At 73.0% G+C, this 16,720-nt stretch carries 18 protein-coding genes; 8 read left to right on the top strand and 10 right to left on the bottom strand.

Translation table 11 applies throughout. The features are described from left to right. A partial coding sequence (locus tag AB0J12_RS34320; protein WP_363268561.1) for a hypothetical protein occupies window positions 1-659 on the top strand: 659 nt, incomplete at its 5' end. A gap of 127 nt (window positions 660-786) precedes the next feature. Continuing rightward, the gene (locus AB0J12_RS34315; protein ID WP_363268560.1) at window positions 787-1,935 is read left to right on the top strand and encodes a serine hydrolase domain-containing protein; all 1,149 of its coding nucleotides are present in this window, start codon (window positions 787-789) and stop codon (window positions 1,933-1,935) included. 120 nt (window positions 1,936-2,055) lie between these two features. Here the strand turns inward: AB0J12_RS34315 and AB0J12_RS34310 are convergent, their stop codons facing one another. Both AB0J12_RS34310 and AB0J12_RS34305 read right to left on the bottom strand, forming a co-directional pair. After that, window positions 2,056-2,475 (bottom strand): organic hydroperoxide resistance protein, encoded by a 420-nt coding sequence (locus tag AB0J12_RS34310; RefSeq protein ID WP_363268559.1) that lies wholly within the window; start codon window positions 2,473-2,475, stop codon window positions 2,056-2,058. Window positions 2,476-2,573: 98 nt separating this feature from the next. Continuing rightward, complete coding sequence (locus AB0J12_RS34305; RefSeq protein ID WP_363268558.1) at window positions 2,574-3,602, bottom strand: NADP-dependent oxidoreductase; 1,029 nt, start codon at window positions 3,600-3,602, stop codon at window positions 2,574-2,576. Between the two features lie 131 nt (window positions 3,603-3,733). Here AB0J12_RS34305 and AB0J12_RS34300 point away from each other — a divergent pair, with 131 nt between their 5' ends. Both AB0J12_RS34300 and AB0J12_RS34295 read left to right on the top strand, forming a co-directional pair. Continuing rightward, window positions 3,734-4,171, top strand: coding sequence for a MarR family transcriptional regulator (locus tag AB0J12_RS34300; protein WP_363268557.1), 438 nt, complete (start codon window positions 3,734-3,736; stop codon window positions 4,169-4,171). Between the two features lie 216 nt (window positions 4,172-4,387). Next, window positions 4,388-5,215, top strand: coding sequence for an EI24 domain-containing protein (locus AB0J12_RS34295; protein ID WP_363268556.1), 828 nt, complete (start codon window positions 4,388-4,390; stop codon window positions 5,213-5,215). Here the strand turns inward: AB0J12_RS34295 and AB0J12_RS34290 are convergent. Together AB0J12_RS34290 and AB0J12_RS34285 are read right to left on the bottom strand one after the other, a co-directional pair. Continuing rightward, window positions 5,166-6,416 carry a pyroglutamyl peptidase gene (locus AB0J12_RS34290; RefSeq protein ID WP_363268555.1) on the bottom strand — a complete coding sequence of 417 codons (1,251 nt, stop codon included), beginning with the start codon at window positions 6,414-6,416 and terminating at the stop codon, window positions 5,166-5,168. The genes AB0J12_RS34295 and AB0J12_RS34290 overlap by 50 nt on opposite strands. A 93-nt stretch (window positions 6,417-6,509) precedes the next feature. Beyond that, a complete protein-coding gene (locus tag AB0J12_RS34285) occupies window positions 6,510-6,851 on the bottom strand; it encodes a LysR substrate-binding domain-containing protein (protein WP_363268554.1) in 342 nt (113 codons plus the stop codon). Between AB0J12_RS34285 and AB0J12_RS34280 the strand changes: the two genes are divergently transcribed. Beyond that, the gene (locus AB0J12_RS34280) at window positions 6,796-7,485 is read left to right on the top strand and encodes an NAD(P)-binding domain-containing protein (RefSeq protein WP_363268553.1); all 690 of its coding nucleotides are present in this window, start codon (window positions 6,796-6,798) and stop codon (window positions 7,483-7,485) included. The two genes, AB0J12_RS34285 and AB0J12_RS34280, sit on opposite strands and share 56 nt — an antisense overlap. Further along, the gene (locus AB0J12_RS34275) at window positions 7,482-7,868 is read left to right on the top strand and encodes a RidA family protein (RefSeq protein WP_363268552.1); all 387 of its coding nucleotides are present in this window, start codon (window positions 7,482-7,484) and stop codon (window positions 7,866-7,868) included. The genes AB0J12_RS34280 and AB0J12_RS34275 overlap by 4 nt, the downstream gene beginning before the upstream one ends. A gap of 3 nt (window positions 7,869-7,871) precedes the next feature. Here the strand turns inward: AB0J12_RS34275 and AB0J12_RS34270 are convergent, their stop codons facing one another. Beyond that, complete coding sequence (locus AB0J12_RS34270) at window positions 7,872-8,453, bottom strand: TetR/AcrR family transcriptional regulator (protein ID WP_363268550.1); 582 nt, start codon at window positions 8,451-8,453, stop codon at window positions 7,872-7,874. 101 nt (window positions 8,454-8,554) lie between these two features. On the opposite strand from AB0J12_RS34270, the gene AB0J12_RS34265 reads away from it, so the two are divergent. Next, window positions 8,555-11,038 carry a glycoside hydrolase family 3 C-terminal domain-containing protein gene (locus AB0J12_RS34265; RefSeq protein WP_363268549.1) on the top strand — a complete coding sequence of 828 codons (2,484 nt, stop codon included), beginning with the start codon at window positions 8,555-8,557 and terminating at the stop codon, window positions 11,036-11,038. 90 nt (window positions 11,039-11,128) lie between these two features. Here the strand turns inward: AB0J12_RS34265 and AB0J12_RS34260 are convergent, their stop codons facing one another. Continuing rightward, window positions 11,129-12,100, bottom strand: coding sequence for an aldose epimerase family protein (locus AB0J12_RS34260; RefSeq protein ID WP_363268547.1), 972 nt, complete (start codon window positions 12,098-12,100; stop codon window positions 11,129-11,131). 36 nt (window positions 12,101-12,136) lie between these two features. Then, entirely contained in the window at window positions 12,137-13,021 is an 885-nt protein-coding gene (locus AB0J12_RS34255) for an SGNH/GDSL hydrolase family protein (protein ID WP_363268546.1), read from the bottom strand. 329 nt (window positions 13,022-13,350) lie between these two features. On the opposite strand from AB0J12_RS34255, the gene AB0J12_RS34250 reads away from it, so the two are divergent. Next, the gene (locus AB0J12_RS34250) at window positions 13,351-13,845 is read left to right on the top strand and encodes a DUF3145 domain-containing protein (RefSeq protein ID WP_363268545.1); all 495 of its coding nucleotides are present in this window, start codon (window positions 13,351-13,353) and stop codon (window positions 13,843-13,845) included. A gap of 160 nt (window positions 13,846-14,005) precedes the next feature. Here the strand turns inward: AB0J12_RS34250 and fabF are convergent, their stop codons facing one another. The 3 genes from fabF to AB0J12_RS34235 all read right to left on the bottom strand — a co-directional run bounded on the left by fabF (window position 14,006) and on the right by AB0J12_RS34235 (window position 16,717). After that, on the bottom strand, window positions 14,006-15,277 hold the full coding sequence (gene fabF / locus AB0J12_RS34245) for a beta-ketoacyl-ACP synthase II (protein WP_363268544.1): 1,272 nt from the start codon (window positions 15,275-15,277) through the stop codon (window positions 14,006-14,008). 88 nt (window positions 15,278-15,365) lie between these two features. Further along, window positions 15,366-15,614 (bottom strand): acyl carrier protein, encoded by a 249-nt coding sequence (locus AB0J12_RS34240; RefSeq protein ID WP_004931691.1) that lies wholly within the window; start codon window positions 15,612-15,614, stop codon window positions 15,366-15,368. A 101-nt stretch (window positions 15,615-15,715) separates the two neighbouring features. Continuing rightward, complete coding sequence (locus tag AB0J12_RS34235) at window positions 15,716-16,717, bottom strand: ketoacyl-ACP synthase III (protein ID WP_363268542.1); 1,002 nt, start codon at window positions 16,715-16,717, stop codon at window positions 15,716-15,718. Window positions 16,718-16,720: the final 3 nt, after the last annotated feature.

Raw genomic sequence — 16,720 nt, 5'->3', positions numbered from 1 at the left:
GCCCCCGCGCGCGGCGCGCGCCCCCCCCCCGCCGCCCCCGGGCCGCGCCCCCCCGGCCCGCCGCCGGGCGCGGGCGGCGCCCCCCCCCCCCCCCCGCCGGAGGGCGGGCCGCGCGCCGTGCCGCCGCCGAAGGAGGCACCCGGGACGGCGGGAGCCGCCGGGACCGCAAGGCCGCCGCGCACCGCAGGCGCCGCCGTCGCACCCTGCTCATCGCCGCCGGGTTCGTCCTGGCCGCCGGCGGGCTGAGCCTCGCCGAGCTCGGCACCGACGCACCGGGCTTCTCCGCCCCCGACCCGGCGGCGGCCGGTGACCAGTCGCCGGACGGCGCGGCCGGCGGCGACGCGCAGCCCGGCACGGACGAGTCGTCCGGCCCGCACCAGGTCCCGGCGTCGGACTCGCACACCGCGTCCGCCTCGCCCGACCCCTCCGCGTCCGCCTCGCCGTCCCCGTCGGACAGCGCGCCGACCCCGAGCGCCCGCGCCACCGAGACCAGCGGCGCCCCGACCGCACACGACACCCCCCGCTCCGCCCCCTCGGCGACCCGGACCGAAGGCCCCGCCCCGGAGCCCACCCGTCCGCCCGCACCGACGACCCGGCCCCCCGCCCCGGCCCCCGAGCCGTCGCAGACCTGCAACCGTTTCCTGTGGTGGTGCACCTGAGCACGGACGGCCGTTGAGTCGAACGGGCGCCCGTCGCCGTACCCGTCTGCGCGTAACCGGCGTGGAGCACCACCGACATGATCTCCGTCGGGCACCATGAGAGGCGGAGTCCAGGGGAGGAGAGCGGATGGGTCAGGAGATTCACGGCGCCGTGGCGGACGGCTTCGAAGCCGTGCGGGAGGAGTTCGCGGCCTTCGTCGCCGCCGAACGCCCCGACTACGAGGGCCAGTTGTGCGCGTATGTGCACGGACGCCGGGTCGTCGACCTGTGGACGGGCAACGCGGCCGACTCCCTGTACGGCGTGTTCTCGTCCACCATGGGCGCCGCCCATCTCGTGGCTGCGCTCCTGGTCCAGGACGGCACCCTGGAACTGGACCGCAAGGTGACGTACTACTGGCCCGAGTTCGGCGCCGAGGGCAAGGGCGCGGTGACCCTGCGGGACCTGCTCACCCACCGGGCCGGCCTCATCGGGATCGACGCCGGGTTCTCCGCGGAGGAGCTGGCCGACGACCGGGCGATCGCCGAACGGCTCGCGGACCAGAAGCCGTACTGGCGGCCCGGTACCGCCTTCGGCTACCACGCTCTCGTCATCGGCGCCCTCGCCGGCGAGGTGGTCCGCCGGGCCACGGGACACACCCTGCAGGAGGTGTACGAGGAGCGGGTGCGCGCGCCGTACGCCCTGGACTTCTTCCTCGGGCTGCCGGAGTCCGAGGAACCGCGCTTCAGGTCCGTGCAGCCGATGACCCCGACGCCGGAGCAGCGGGCGCTGCTGGACGCCCAGCCGTACGGACCGCACACCCTGGCCTCGATCGCCTTCAACACCCATGTGCCGGAGCCGGGGCCCCCGGAGGGCCACGCCAACTCACGCCTGGTGCGCGCCAAGGGACCGGCGTCGGCGGGCGGGGTGGCCTCTGCGCGCGGTCTGGCGAAGATGTACGCGGCGGCGATCAGCGAGGTCGACGACCGGCCGCCGCTGCTGAAGCCGGACACCGTCGCGGAGGTCGGCCAGATCCACTCCGTGGGCTACGACCTGGTGACCCGCACCCACAGGGCCTTCGGCCTCGGCTTCCAGGCGACCTCGGACCCCTGGTACCCGTTCCTGGGCGCCGGCGCCTTCGGCCACGGCGGCGCGGGCGGCACCCAGGCCTTCGCCGACCCCCGCAGCGGCCTGGCCTACGGCTACACCCGCCGCCGGATGGCGTACCCCGGAGGCGCGGCACCGGAGAACGGGCCCCTGGTCAGTGCGGTACACCGGGCGGCGCTGGAGATGAACTGACGCGACAGGGGAATGCCGGGCACGGTGACCAACGGAAAGGGGCGCGGGGAACTGCGCGAGCAACCCCCCCCACGACCCGCACCCGGCAAACAACCCGTACCCGGCAGACGGGACCCGGACTCAGACGAGCGTCACCGTGATGTTCCCGCGCGTGGCCTTGGAGTACGGGCACACCTCGTGCGCCTTCTTGACCAGGCTCGCGGCCGTCTGCGCATCCACGTTCGGGATGTTCGCGGAGATCTCGACGATGATGCCGAAGCCGTCGTCGTTCTTGCCGATGCCGACCTTCGCGGTGACGGTCGAGCCGGAGACGTCGGCGCCCTCCTGACGGGCGACGACGCCGAGCGCGCCCTGGAAGCAGGCGCTGTAGCCGGCGGCGAACAGCTGCTCCGGGTTGGTGCCGGCGCCGCTGCCGCCCATCTCGACCGGCGGGTTGACGACGACGTCGAGCTTGCCGTCGTCGGTGGCGACCCGGCCGTCGCGGCCGTTCTCGGCGGTGGCGACGGCGGTGTACAGGACGTCGGACTGCTGGATGGACATGCGGTTGTCTTCCTCCTCCTCGGTCCGCCGCGACTCGCGCCCACGATCGACGACGGATTTCGGAAAGAAGTTATCGCATACCGGAAAGCACCGAAAGGCTAGAGCTTGACGACCATCTTTCCGATGTTGTCGCCGCGCAGCACGCCGAGGAACGCCTCCAGGGTGTTCTCGATGCCCTCGACCACGGTCTCCCGGTACTTCAGCGCACCCGAGGCGACCCACGGGCCGACCTCCTGGACGAACTGCGGCTGCAGGTCGTAGTGGTCGCCGACCAGGAAGCCCTCGATCCGGCCCCGGGTCTGGATGAGGCGGGCGAGGTTGCGCGGGCCGGGGGCGGGCTCGGTGTTGTTGTAGACCGAGATCATTCCGCAGACCGCGATCCGGCCGCCCTCGTTCAGGGAGCCGATAGCGGCCTCCAGGTGGTCCCCGCCGACGTTGTCGAAGTACACGTCGATGCCGTCGGGGGCGGCGGCGCGCAGCTGCTCGCTCACGGGGCCGTTCTTGTAGTTGAACGCGGCGTCGAAGCCGTACTCGTCGACCAGCAGCTTGACCTTCTCGTCGGAGCCGGCCGAGCCGATCACCCGGGAGGCGCCCTTGAGCTTGGCGATCTGCCCGACCTGGCTGCCCACGGCACCGGCCGCGCCGGAGACGAAGACGGCGTCGCCCTCCTTGAAGGACGCGGTGCGCAGCAGGCCGGCGTAGGCGGTCAGGCCGGTCATGCCGAGGACGCCGAGGTAGGCCGACAGGGGCACGCCCTCGGGGTCCACCTTGACGGACGGGACGGCGGTCGGGCCCACCTTGACCGCGTGCTTGGCGTCCACCAGGGCGTATTCGCGCCAGCCGAAGAAGTGCAGGACGTGGTCGCCGGCCGCGATGCCCTCGGCGCCCGAGGCGACCACCTCGCCGACCGCGCCGCCCTGCATGGCCTTGCCCAGCTCGAAGGGGGCGACATAGGACTTCGCGGCACTCATCCGGCCGCGCATGTAGGGGTCCACGGAGAGGTACTTGTTCCGTACCAGGACCTGACCCTCACCCGGCTGCGGCACCTCCGCCTCGACCAGGGCGAAGTCCTCGGGCTTCGGCCAGCCGACGGGGCGGCTGAGCAGGTGCCATTCGCGGTTGATCATGACGGGCCTTTCGGTGTGGTTCAGGTGATCGCCTTAAGGGGCGATCACTTCAGGGACAATTACTTCAGTACCTGAAACAACGATGCTCCTGAATATTTCAGGTTGTCAAGTAAGCGGGTACCCTGGAAGCCATGTCCACCCCACACACGACCCGCCGCCCCGACCCGCTGACCCTCGAGGTCGTCGAGCTCATCGGGGACGTCGTGGCCCGCTTCTACGCGGACTACGAGGAGGCGGCGGGCCAGCACGCGCTGACCGGCGCCCAGGCGCGCCTGCTCAGCCTGCTGTCCCTGGAGCCGCTGCCGATGCGCAAGCTGGCGCAGAAGCTGAAGTGCGAGCCGTCCAACGTCACGGGGATCGTGGACCGGCTGGAGGCGCGCGGCCTGGTCGAGCGCCGCCCCGACCCCGCCGACCGCCGGGTGAAGCTGGCCGCGGCCACCGACGAGGGCCGCCGGGTCGCCCGCGACCTGCGCGACGGCCTGCGCTTCGCCCGCGAGCCCCTGGCCGGCCTGTCCGACACGGAACGAGCAACCCTGCGGGACCTGCTGCGCAGGATGCTCACGGACTGACCCGGCTGACACCCGCGGTGGGAGCTGCCGGGCGCGAATGGGCGGACGGGAGGACTCCCGTCGGACCGGCCGCGCGGCTGCTCGCGGAGCGGCGCGCGCGGCGGGCGCTGCCGCCCGGACGCATCGCGGGCCCCGCACCCGCCGCGGCAGTTGCCGTGAAGGGCTTGTCGACCGGCGCCGCGAAGCTCGCCGAGCGGCGCTCGCTAGAGTGCTGTCATGCGTGATCTCGGGGTGGGCTTCGGCTATCTGCTCAAAGGCCAGCGCTGGGTGGTCCGGCACGGCAGGAGTTACGGCTTCGGGCTGCTGCCCGGCCTGGTGACGCTCGTGCTGTACGCCGCGGCGCTCGTCGCCCTGGCGCTGTGGGGCGAGGACTTCGTCACGTGGGCGACGCCGTTCGCCGACGACTGGTCCAGCCCCTGGCTCGGCCTGTTCCGCGGTTTCCTCACCGCCGTGCTCTTCGCGCTGAGCCTGCTCCTCGCCGTCCTGTCCTTCACCGCCGTCACGCTCCTGATCGGCCAGCCCTTCTACGAGAACCTCTCGGAGCAGGTCGACCGCGACGTCTCCCGCGACGGCACCGCGCCCGAGTCGGGGCTGCCGCTGTGGCGCGAGCTGTGGATCTCCGCCCGCGACAGCCTGCGCATCCTGGTCCGGGCCGCGCTCTGGGGCGTGCTGCTCTTCGCCCTCGGGTTCGTGCCCGTCGTCGGCCAGACCGTGGTCCCGGTGATCGGCTTCTTCGTCACCGGCTTCTTCCTCACCGAGGAACTGACCGCCGTCGCCCTGGAGCGGCGCGGCGTCGCCCTGCGCGAGCGCCTCGCCCTGCTGCGCTCGCGCAAGCTCCTCGTCTGGGGCTTCGGCACCCCCCTCGGCCTGGCCTTCCTGGTCCCCCTCGTCGCCGTGTTCCTGATGCCGGGCGCGGTCGCGGGCGCCACGCTGCTGGCGCGCGACCTGCGGGGCGAGGAGATCGAGGAGGGGGAGCGCGACGGCGACGAGGCCGCTACACCGTTCCCGCAGCCACCCACAGGATCGCCCGCACCTGGGCGATGATGTCCAGCCGGTTGCGGACGAACTCCGGGTCCGTGACCGTGCCCGTCGCCGGGTCGGTGTTGCCCGCGCCGAACTGCAGCACCGGCGTGTGCACATGCCCGCCGGGCAGCGTGTCGTGCAGGCCCAGCCGGTCGCGCAGCAGCGTCGCCCGGTAGGCGATCTCGTTGGACAGGTAGTTCCCGCCGCCCCCGGCCCGCGCCGCCGACCCGGGCGTCGGCCCGTCCGGCCGCACCACCGGCTCACCGCCACCCGCCGGAATCTCGGTCACGGACGTGTTGTCGTACACCGGGAACCGGCCCGTGTCCGCCGCCGTGATCCGGGCGTACGGCAGGGTCGTCGTCGTCCACTGCGGCTGCGTCGCCGGATCGCCGACCGGGACGGGTCCTGCCGTACCGGTGTCGTCGTTGTCCGGGGAGCCGCCCCGCCAGGCCCCGTTGGTGCGCTCGATGTCGAAGCGCCCGACGCGGCCCTGGCTCACCGTCGTGAACAGGTCCACCCGCGGCAGATACGGCCGCAGCGCCCGCTCCACCGTCCCCTGCGTGAAGTCCCGCCAGCGCACCGGGAACACCACGGTCTCCACCCGCGCCGGACCGCTCGCCGTCTCGATCAGCGTGCCGTCCAGGGCCAGCGCGGACGCGCCGGACGGGTTGGAGATGCGGATGTCCCTGTCCAGCGTGAACGGGTCGAACCCGGTGACCAGGACCCGCTTGATCCCCTTCGCCTCCCGCGGATACCGGACGTCGCTCTGCCCACGTGAGCTGCGCTCCAAGTCGTTGAGCAGCGCGGCCCGTTCCGCCTCGTCGAGCGCGAACTGCGGCTCCCAGCCCCGCACTTCCCGCGACATCCCCAGTCGCGCCCAGTACAGCGGCCGGTCGTCGTCCCGGCTGAGGTCCCCACCCGCCGGCCCCCGCCCCTGCGCCCGCTCCACGGCCCGCCGCCACAGCGCGGCCCCTTCCCGTACGACGATCCGGCGCGCCTGCGCGGAGGAGTGCGCGCGGCTCAGCGCCCGCCTGAACTCCGGTGTCACGGTGTTGAATCCGGACCGCCGCAGGATCTCCTGCGGTGCCGCCCGGCCGAGGCGCTGCTCCTCGACGGTCGGCGCGAGGGGCGCGGCCGGCGCGGCCGAGGCGGTGGTGGGGGCGGCCAGGGCCGCGCTGAGGGCCAGCCCGAGGGCGGCCGCGCGAACACGTGAGGGCAGCAAGGCGGTTGTCGTCCTTCCGTCGCCGTGGGTGCGTACTTGCGGGACCGGCGCAGTATCGCGTGACGGAAGTGGCGTACGCCATGGTGTTGTCGGTCAGACTCGAACGCGGGCGGCGGCCTGCCGCAGGGCGGCGACGAAGGCACGGGCCGCCGGGGTCAGCGACCGCCCCCGTGGGGCCGCCGCGTAGGACGCCCGCGCCGGGGCGTCCTCGGCGCGCACCCGCAGCAGGGCGATGTCGGGCCGTACGGATGCGGCGGCCAGGGCCGGAACGAGGGTGACGCCGAGACCGGCGGCCACATAGCCCTGCTTGGCGGTCCACTCGGCGACGACATGGGCGACGCGCGGCCGGAAGCCCTGCCGCACGGCGGCGGCGAGCAGGGTGCCCTCCGGGCGGGAGCTGCCGGCGATCCAGTCGGCGTCGGACCTGGTGATCACGATGCTCGCGGGACCGCGGGCGCTGGCCGCCGTCGCCGACGCGGTGGCGCCGCGGCTGCGGCCGGGCGTCACCTGGGTCGAGATGTCCACCGTCGGGCCGGACGCCGTGCGGGAGCTCGCCGATCGGTTGACGCAGGGGGTCACCCTGGTCGACGCGCCGGTCATGGGCAGCACCGACCGGGCCGCCGAGGGCACGCTCGGCATCCTCGCGGGCGGGGACGCGGTGGCCGTCGAGCCGGTGCTGGCCCGCCTCGGCAGCGTCACCCGCACCGGGCCCCTGGGCTCCGGCGCGGCCCTCAAACTCGTCGTCAACACGGCCGTCATCGGCGGTGTCGGGATCGTCGCGGAGGCGCTGCGGCTCGCCGGCGCGCTCGGCCTCGACCCCGCCACCGCCCGCGACGCTCTCGCCGGCAGCCCGCTCGCCGGAGCGGTGGCCCGCGCCTTCGCCGAGGGGGTGCACTTCGGCACGGACCTGGCCGTGAAGGACCTGCGGATCGCCACGCAGGCCGCCGAACTGCCCGCCGTCCGGGCGCTGCTGGAGCAGTTCCGCCGTGCCGCGGCGGACCCCGCCCTCGCCGGCGCCGACATCGCACGTGCCGTCACCCGTCTGAGCACCGCCGAAGGAGCACGATGAAGGTCACCCTGGACAACCCCGCACACGCCCCGCAGCCCGCCAACGCCTACTACTCCCAGGTCGCCCGCGTCGAACACGCCGACGGCAGCGCCCTGCTGTTCGTCTCCGGCCAGGTCGCCGAGGGCGCCACGGTCGCCGAGCAGTCCCGTGGGATCTTCGAGGCGCTGGACGCCCTGCTGAGGGCGCACGGCGCGGCCCTGACGGACGTCGTCAACATCCGCACCTACCTCACCGACATCTCCCGCCTGCACGAGTACGGCGCGGTACGCCGGGAGTTCCTCACCGGCACGGCCCCGACGAGCATGACGTTCGAGGCCTCCCGCCTGTTCACGCCCGAGGCGCTGATCGAGATCGAGGTGGTGGCCGCCGTGCCCGCCCGTTAGCGGTCAGGCCACCTCCTCGCCCAGCAGGCGCAGGAAGTCCCGGAACGCGCCCGGCATGTCCACGGTCTCCGGGTCCAGCAGCCACTGGTACTGCAGGCCGTCCATCACCGCGACCAGGAGCGGGGCCGTGCGTTCGGGGGTGAGGCCGTTGGGCAGGCGGTCGCCGTACTCGGTGCGCAGGACGGCCGCCATGTTCTCCCGGACGCGGCGGTAGCGGTCGGTGAAGTAGGCGCGTGCCGGGTGCTCCTCCGTGACGCTCTCGCCGAGCAGCGCCGAGAAGGTCTGGATGATGCCGGGCCGCATCGCGTTGTACTCGACCAGGGAGGCCAGCAGGTCCAGGCGCCACTGGCTGTCCGGCACCGCGTCCCACTGGTCCCGCTCCTTGAGCACCGCGACCAGCAGCGCGTCCTTGGTCGGGAAGTAGTGCAGCAGCCCCTGCTGGGTCAGTCCCACCCGCTCCGCCACCGCGGCCAGGCTCGCCCCCCGGTATCCGCGCTCGGCGATCACCTCCAGGGCCGCCCGCACGATCTCCGCGCGCCGCTCCTCGCTCCTGACCCTTGCGTTCATGGCGTCACCGTACGGCATGCCGCCCTCGATCGTAACGGCAGAATAACGAAACCTACCGCTCTACAGGTGACCGGTGCACCATGGGGCCACCTGCACAGTGGCAACGAGGAGGCACCGCGATGGCGGGAACCCAGCGCACCCCGGCCGACCAGGCCCGCGAGGCGGCCGTCGAGTCCGCACTCGGCAAGCTCGACCTGGACGCCAAGGCCCGGCTGCTGGCCGGCCAGGACATGTGGTCCCTGCCCGCACTGCCCGAGATCTCTCTGGCGTCCCTCGTCATGTCCGACGGGCCGATCGGCGTGCGCGGCGTGCGCTGGAGCGCCGACGACCCCTCCGTCGCCCTGCCCTCCCCGACCGCGCTGGCCGCCACCTGGGATCCCGAACTCGCCCGCCGGGCCGGCGTGCTGCTCGCCCAGGAGGCCCGCCGCAAGGGCGTCCACGTGCTGCTCGCGCCCACCGTCAACCTGCACCGCTCCCCGCTCGGCGGCCGCCACTTCGAGGCCTACAGCGAGGACCCGTACCTCACCGGCCGCATCGGCACCGGCTACGTCCAGGGCGTGCAGTCCGGCGGCGTCGGCACCACCGTCAAGCACTTCGTCGCCAACGACGCCGAGACCGACCGCTTCACCGTCGACAACCGCCTCTCCGGGCGCGCCCTGCGCGAGCTGTACCTGGCGCCCTTCGAGGCGATCGTGGAGAACGCCCGCCCGTGGGGCGTCATGACCGCCTACAACACCGTCAACGGCACCACCATGACCGAGCACCACCACCTGGTGAACGAGGTGCTGCGCGGCGAGTGGGGCTTCGACGGCTTCAACGTCTCCGACTGGTTCGCCGCCCGCGACACCACCGGCGCCCTCACCGGCGGCCTCGACGTGGCGATGCCCGGCCCGCAGACCGTCTACGGCGAGGCACTCGCCCAGGCCGTACGCGACGGCGAGGTCACCGAGAGCGCCGTCGACGACGCCGTACGCCGCGTCCTGCGGCTCGCCGCGCGGGTCGGCGTTCTCACCGGCGCCGAGCCGGCCGTCGCCGAACTCCCCGGCACCGTCGACGGCGACGCCCTCGCCCGCGAGATCGCCCGCCGCTCCTTCGTCCTGGTCCGCAACGAGAACGCGGCGCTGCCGCTGAAGCCCGGCCGCACCGTCGCCCTCATCGGCGCCGCCGCCCGCGACGCCCGCGTCCTCGGCGGCGGGTCCGCCACCGTCTTCCCGGCCCACGTCGTCTCCCCGCTCGACGGCCTCACCGCCGCCCTGCCCGACGGCGCCGTCCGCTACGCCCTCGGCGCCGACCCGGCCACCGAACTCTCCGTCGCCGACCAGGGCTTCGAGCTGCGCGCCGTCTGCCGCGACGCGGGCGGCGAGGTCATCGGCACCGCGTCCGCGCCGAACGGGCAGCTGCAGTGGCTCGGCGCGGACCTGCCCGAGGGCGTCACGTTCCCCCAAGCTCTCGACTCCGCTCGAGCAGGGGGTACCCCCACCACGCTGCACTCCGTCGAACTGACCGGCACCTTCACCCCGCGCGAGAGCGGCCCGCACACCTTCGGCATCCGCGGCACCGGCACCTTCACCCTCCGCGTCGACGGCACGACGTACTTCGACGACCACCAGCCCCCGGCCGCCGACAGCGACCCCTTCGAGGCCTTTTTCGGCTCCCCGGTACCGCGCGCCCAGGCCGAACTGAGGGCCGGTGAGCCCGTCGAGGTCTCACTGATCCACATCGTCGAGCAGCCGGAGGGCTCGCCGATCAGGGCCGTCCTGTTCGCGCTCGCCCACCAGGCGCCGCAGCGCGACCCCGAGGAGCTGATCGCCGAGGCCGTCGAGGCGGCCCGCGCCGCCGACACCGCCGTCGTCGTGGTCGCCACCACCGAGCGCGTGGAGTCCGAGGGCTTCGACCGCACGGACCTGGCACTGCCCGGCCGCCAGGACGACCTGGTGCGCGCCGTCGCCGCCGCCAACCCCGACACCGTCGTGGTCGTCAACTCCGGCTCCCCGGTGGAACTGCCCTGGCGCGACCAGGTCGCCGCCGTCCTGCTGAGCTGGTTCCCCGGCCAGGAGGGCGGGGCCGCCCTGGCCGACGTCCTCACCGGCGCGTACGAGCCGGGCGGCCGGCTGCCCACCACCTGGGGCTCCCTGAAGGACGCGCCCGTCACCCGGGTCGTGCCCACCGACGGCCGGCTCGACTACGACGAGGACGTGTTCATCGGCTACCGCGCCTGGGAGAAGGAGGGCCGCACCCCGGCGTACCCCTTCGGCCACGGCCTCGGCTACACCGACTGGACCTACGAGGCGGTCGAGACCGACGGGACGACGGTGACCGTGCGGGTGCGCAACCGCGGTCCCCGGGCCGGGCGCGAGGTCGTGCAGGTCTACCTCGCGCCCGTCGAGCCCGACGCGAGCCGCCCGGCGCGGTGGCTGGCCGGCTTCGCGGGTGTCGACGCCGGGCCGGGCGAGGCCGCCGAGGCGGTCGTCGAACTGCCGCGTCGCGCCTTCGAGATCTGGGACGAGACGACCAACTCATGGTCGTGTGTGAAGGGTTCGTACGAGATCCAGGCCGGACGCTCGATCGCCGACCGCCGCATCGCCGCCACGATTAACGTCTGATCCGGGACGCCGCCCCACCTGACGGGGGGCGGCCCCCCCCACCAGCAGCCCCGGTCCGGGACCTGACGCCCGGACCGGGGCTCACGCCGTTCAGCGTGCGGAGAACCCGTACACCGTCTGCGAGCGGTACACCTCGCCCGGCCTGAGCACCGTGCTCGGGAACTCCGGCCGGTTCGGGGAGTCCGGGAAGTGCTGCGTCTCCAGCGCGACGCCGCCCCCGGGGAGGAACGGCTCACCCAGGTGGTCGGCGGTGTACAGCTGCAGACCCGGCTCGGTCGTCGCCACCGTCAGCACCCGCCCGGACGCCGGGTCGTGCAGCTCGGCCACCTCCACGGGGGCCCGGGTGACGCCCTTGTCCAGCACGAAGTTGTGGTCGTAGCCGGAGCCGGTCTTGCGGGGCGTACGGAAGTCGAAGCGGGTGCCGGTGACGTCCGCGAGTTCGCCGGTCGGGATCGAAGCGGCGTCGACCGGGGTGTAGCGGGAGGCAGCGAGGCGCAGTTCGTGCCCGCCCGCGTGTCCCGACCCGGCCAGGTTGAGGTAGCTGTGGTTGGTCAGGTTCACCACCGTCGGCGCGTCGGTGACCGCCTCGTAGGCCAGGTGCAGGGCACCGGAGGCGTCCAGGGTGTATGTCGCCGTGACCTCCAGACGGCCCGGGAAGCCCTCCTCGTCGCGCGGGCTGACCCGGCTCAGCCGCAGCCCGTGCTCCACCGGCTCGACGTCCCACACGCGCTTGTCGAAGCCGCGCTCACCGCCGTGCAGCGTATTGCGGCCCTCGTTCGCCACGAGCGGGTACGTCCGGCCGTCCAGGGTGAAGCGGGCACCGGCGATCCGGTTGGCGTACCGCCCGATCAGCGCACCGAGATGCGGCTCGGGATGGGCGAGGTACCCCTCGAGGTCGTCGAACCCCAGAACCACGTTCCCGGCCCGCCCCTGACGGTCCGGTACCTCCACCGACTGCACGACCCCGCCGTACGACAGGACCCGCACCCGCACCCCCGCACGCTCCAGGGCCCAGCGGTGCACCGGTGTGCCGTCGGAAAGTGTGCCGAAAAGTTCACCCATGTGGGAAACCCTAGGCCCTGTCGTACGGATCTCACGTCACCGGCTCTTCGCGGTCACCGTGCGGTAGGCGATCTCCGCCAGCCTGGCCTGGCCGTCGGTGCTGGGGTGGAACCAGTCCCAGTGACTCAACTGCGCCGTGCCGAACCGGAAGTCGTGCACCGCGTTGCCGTCGAAGCGGCAGGAGCGGTCCTTGGCGCACACATCCTTCAGCACCGCGTTGTACGCCTCCACCCGGTCCTGCACGGTGTCCCGGCGCAGGATCGCCGCCGCGCTGAAGGAGTCCGCGTCCCCCAGCATCGACGGGCAGATGCCGAGCTTCCAGATCTGCTTGCCGAGCGCGTTGGTCCGCCCCTGCGACCACAGCCACTTCAGATCGGGCACGCTCGCCACATACACCTGGGCCTTGGGCAGGGTCTCACGCAGCGTGTGCAGGGCCTCCTCGAACCGGGCGCGGAAGTCCGCCACCGACGTCATCGCCGCCGTACTGTCCCGGCAGGCGTCGTTGGCGCCCGCCATCACCGTCACCAACTGGGGTCTGTGCGCCGCCGCCTGCGCCATCTGGGCCGGCAGGTCGGCCATCCGCGCCCCCGTCACGGCGAAGTTCCAGCTGTGGGTGGCCGCCCGCTGCCTGCCCAGCAGCCGCACGGCCAGCGAGTCCACGCCCGGGCTGCTGCCGGTCGCCCAGGACACCTCCGGGCAGTCCGACAGCACCGAGCAGGCGTCGAAACCGCGGGTGATGGAGTCACCCACCGCCGCGACCGAGTCCGGTCTGGTGTTCCACGACGGCGCCGGCGACGGACGCGCCGAGCGCGCCCGACCGCCGGGGGAGTCCCCGCCGACCGCGTCACAGCCCGCGGCGCCCAGCACGACGGCCGCCACGGCCGCCGCGACGGCCCCCGCCCGATGGCTTCGCTTCCGCATGCGCAGCAGTTCCCCTCACCTCGTCCGGCAGACTCCTCCCAGCATGACAACGCGCGGGAGTTCCCCACCGTGCCGTGCGACCGCTCACACCCACCGTTCGGGCCTGCCCGGCGGGTGGCCGGCGCCACGGCACGCCCCTGCGAGCCGCGCCCGCCGCCGATCCACCGGGCCCGTCCACAAGCGTCCCCCCGGGTGAATGGCGGGCGTTTGACGGCGCCGGGACCGACGGTACGTCACACTCCTTGCGGCGCCGCACGGTAGCCTCGCCATCAACGTGGCCTGACGGCCGCCGCCCGCCCGCAAGACGACCCGCCTGCCCGGAGGTCCCGGTGACGACACGTGGAGTTCTGTACGTGCACTCCGCGCCGCGCGCGCTGTGCCCGCACGTCGAGTGGGCCATCGCCGGTGTGCTCGGCACGCGCGTCAACCTCGACTGGATCCGGCAGCCCGCCGCGCCCGGCACCTGGCGCTCGGAGTTCTCCTGGCAGGGCGAGGCGGGCACCGCCTCCAAACTCGCCTCCGCGCTGCGCGGCTGGCACCTGCTGCGCTTCGAGGTGACCGCCGAGCCCTGCGCGAGTGCCGAGGGCGAGCGCTACTCCTGCACCCCCGACCTCGGCATCTTCCACGCCGTCACCGGCATCCACGGCGACATCCTCATCCCCGAGGACCGCCTGCGCGCCGCGCTGCTGCGCTCCCAGCGCGACGAGACCGACCTCGAGGCCGAGATCGCCAAGCTCCTCGGCAAGCCCTGGGACGACGAACTGGAGCCGTTCCGGTACGCGGGCGAAGGAGCCCCGGTCCGCTGGCTGCACCAGGTCGTGTGAAGGCGCCCCGAAAGGGGCGCGGGCTGTATCGATGTGCGGCTCCCCGCGTGGGCGCGAGCAACCGAGGACGGCCCGCACCGGGCGGAAAACAGAAGACACAACGGCGATGGCCCGGAACCCCCCGAAGGGGATCCCGGGCCATCGCCGTCAACGGCGTTGATCAGACCGTCCGGAACGCCAGCACCACGTTGTGACCGCCGAACCCGAACGAGTCGTTCAGCGCGGCGAGACGGCCCTCGACGGGCAGCTTGCGCGCCTCCCCGCGGACCACGTCCGCGTTGGCCTCGGCCTCGGGGTCGATGTTGTCGACGTTGATGGTCGGCGGCGCCACCCGGTGGTACAGGGCGAGCACGCACGCGACGGACTCGACACCACCGGCGCCACCGAGCAGGTGACCGGTCATCGACTTGGTCGCCGAGACCGCCATGTGGTCGGCGTCGTCGCCGAAGACCTTGCGCAGCGCCTTCAGCTCCGCGATGTCACCGGCCGGCGTCGAGGTGGCGTGCGCGTTGACGTGCACGATCTCGGCGGGGTCCAGGCCGGTGCGGTCCAGCAGGTTCTGCAGGGCGTGAGCGATGCCGCGGCCCTCCGGCTCCGGCTGCACGATGTCGTGGCTGTCGGCCGAGATGCCCTGGCCGACCGCCTCGGCGTACACCCGGGCACCGCGCTTGGCGGCGTGCTCGGCGGACTCCAGGACGAGCACACCGGCGCCCTCGCCGAGGACGAAACCGTCGCGGGCGACGTCGTAGGGACGCGAGGCGCCCTGCGGGTCGTCGTTGTTCTTGGACATCGCCATCATGTTGCCGAACGCGGCGATGGGCAGCGGGTGGATCGCCGCCTCCGTACCGCCGGCGACGACGACGTCGGCACGGCCGGTGCGGATCATCTCGATGGCGTAGCCGATGGCCTCGGCGCCGGAGGCGCACGCGGAGACCGGCGTGTGCACGCCCGCCCGGGCGCCCACGGCCAGACCCACGTTGGCCGAGGGGCTGTTCGGCATCAGCATGGGGACGGTGTGCGGGGAGACGCGGCGGACGCCCTTCTCCTTCAGCACGTCGTACTGGTCCAGCAGGGTCGTCACGCCGCCGATGCCGGAGGCGATGACCGCGCCGAGCCGGTCGGGGTCGATGGCCGGGTCCTCGCCGGCCTTGGCCTCGAACCCTGCGTCCTTCCAGGCCTCCTGAGCCGCGATCAGAGCGAACTGCGCCGAGCGGTCCAGCTTGCGGGCCTGCGGCCGCGGGATGACCTCGGTGGGCTCCACCGCGATCGAGGCCGCGATCTTGACGGCCTGGTCGGCCGCCCAGTCCTGCTCCAGGGGCTTGACGCCGGAACGTCCGGCGACCAGACCCTCCCAGGTCGAGGCCGCGTCGCCACCCAGCGGTGTGGTTGCGCCGATACCGGTGACGACCACGGTGCGATTGGTCGAGCTCACGGGAATTCTTTCTCCAACGATTGAACGAGGATTCGTCACGGCGCCACCGCCGGGTGGCGGGGCCGGGGTTGTCCGGCCCGAGCGGGACTCAGGCCTGGTGCTTGAGGATGTAGTCGGTCGCGTCGCCGACGGTCTTGAGGTTCTTGACGTCGTCGTCCGGGATCTTGACGTCGAAACGCTCTTCGGCGGCGACGACGACCTCGACCATGGACAGCGAGTCGACGTCCAGGTCGTCGGTGAAGGACTTGTCCAGCTGGACGTCCTCAACCGGGATCCCGGCGATCTCGTTCACGATCTCCGCGAGACCGGCGACGATCTCTTCCTGAGTGGCGGCCATGATGGCGCTCCTTCGTTGGTGTCTTCAGTGTGTGGCGCCCGCCGCGGGAGCGGCAGGGTGGTGCTGCGCCGTGCCGGATACGATGATCCGGCACGGAGTGCCTAGGGGAGGGTAACGACCGTCGCGGCGTAGACGAGACCCGCCCCGAATCCGATGACGAGCGCGGTGTCGCCGCTCTTCGCCTCCCCGGTCGCCAGAAGCCGCTCCATCGCGAGCGGGATCGAGGCGGCCGAGGTGTTGCCGGTGGTGCGCACGTCACGGGCGACCGTGACCGTCTCCGGCAGCTTCAGGGTCTTCACCATCGAGTCGATGATCCGCTCGTTGGCCTGGTGCGGGATGAAGACGTCCAGCTCGGCCGCGCTGATGCCGGCCGCGTCCAGGGCCTGCTGGGCGACCTTGGCCATCTCGAACACGGCCCAGCGGAAGACCGCCTGGCCCTCCTGCGTGATGGCCGGGAACTTCTCGACCGTGCCCTCGCGGTAGTCCGTCCACGGCACCGTCTGCTTGATGGTCTCGGACTTGTCGCCCTCCGAGCCCCAGACCGTCGGGCCGATGTGCGGCTCCGGCGAGGGGCCGACCACGACCGCGCCGGCGCCGTCACCGAACAGGAAGGCCGTCGCGCGGTCCTCCAGATCGGTCAGGTCGCTCAGCCGCTCCACGCCGATGACCAGGACGTACTCGGCCGAACCCTCGACGATCATGCCCTTGGCGAGGGTGAGGCCGTAGCCGAAGCCGGCGCAGCCCGCGGAGATGTCGAAGGCGGCGGCCTTGTTCGTGCCGAGCTTGTCGGCGATCTCCGTGGCCACGGCCGGGGTCTGCTTGAAGTGCGACACGGTGGAGACGATCACCGCGCCGATCTGCTCGGCGGAGATCCCGGCGTCCGCGATCGCCTTGCCGGACGCCTCGACGGACATCGCGGCGACGGTCTCCTCGTCGTTCGCCCAGTGCCGGGTCTGGATGCCGGAACGTGAGCGGATCCACTCGTCGGACGAGTCGATCGTCTCGAGGATGACCTCGTTGGGAACCACGCGGGTCGGGCGGTAGCCGCCGACGCCGACGATGCGCGCGTACGGGGCGCCCTTGCTGGCCTTGATCTTCGACATGTT

It is taken from the genome of Streptomyces sp. NPDC049915 (assembly GCF_040656475.1).
In the GTDB taxonomy this organism is placed as follows: domain Bacteria; phylum Actinomycetota; class Actinomycetes; order Streptomycetales; family Streptomycetaceae; genus Streptomyces.
This window is presented reverse-complemented; position numbering and strand designations above follow the sequence as displayed.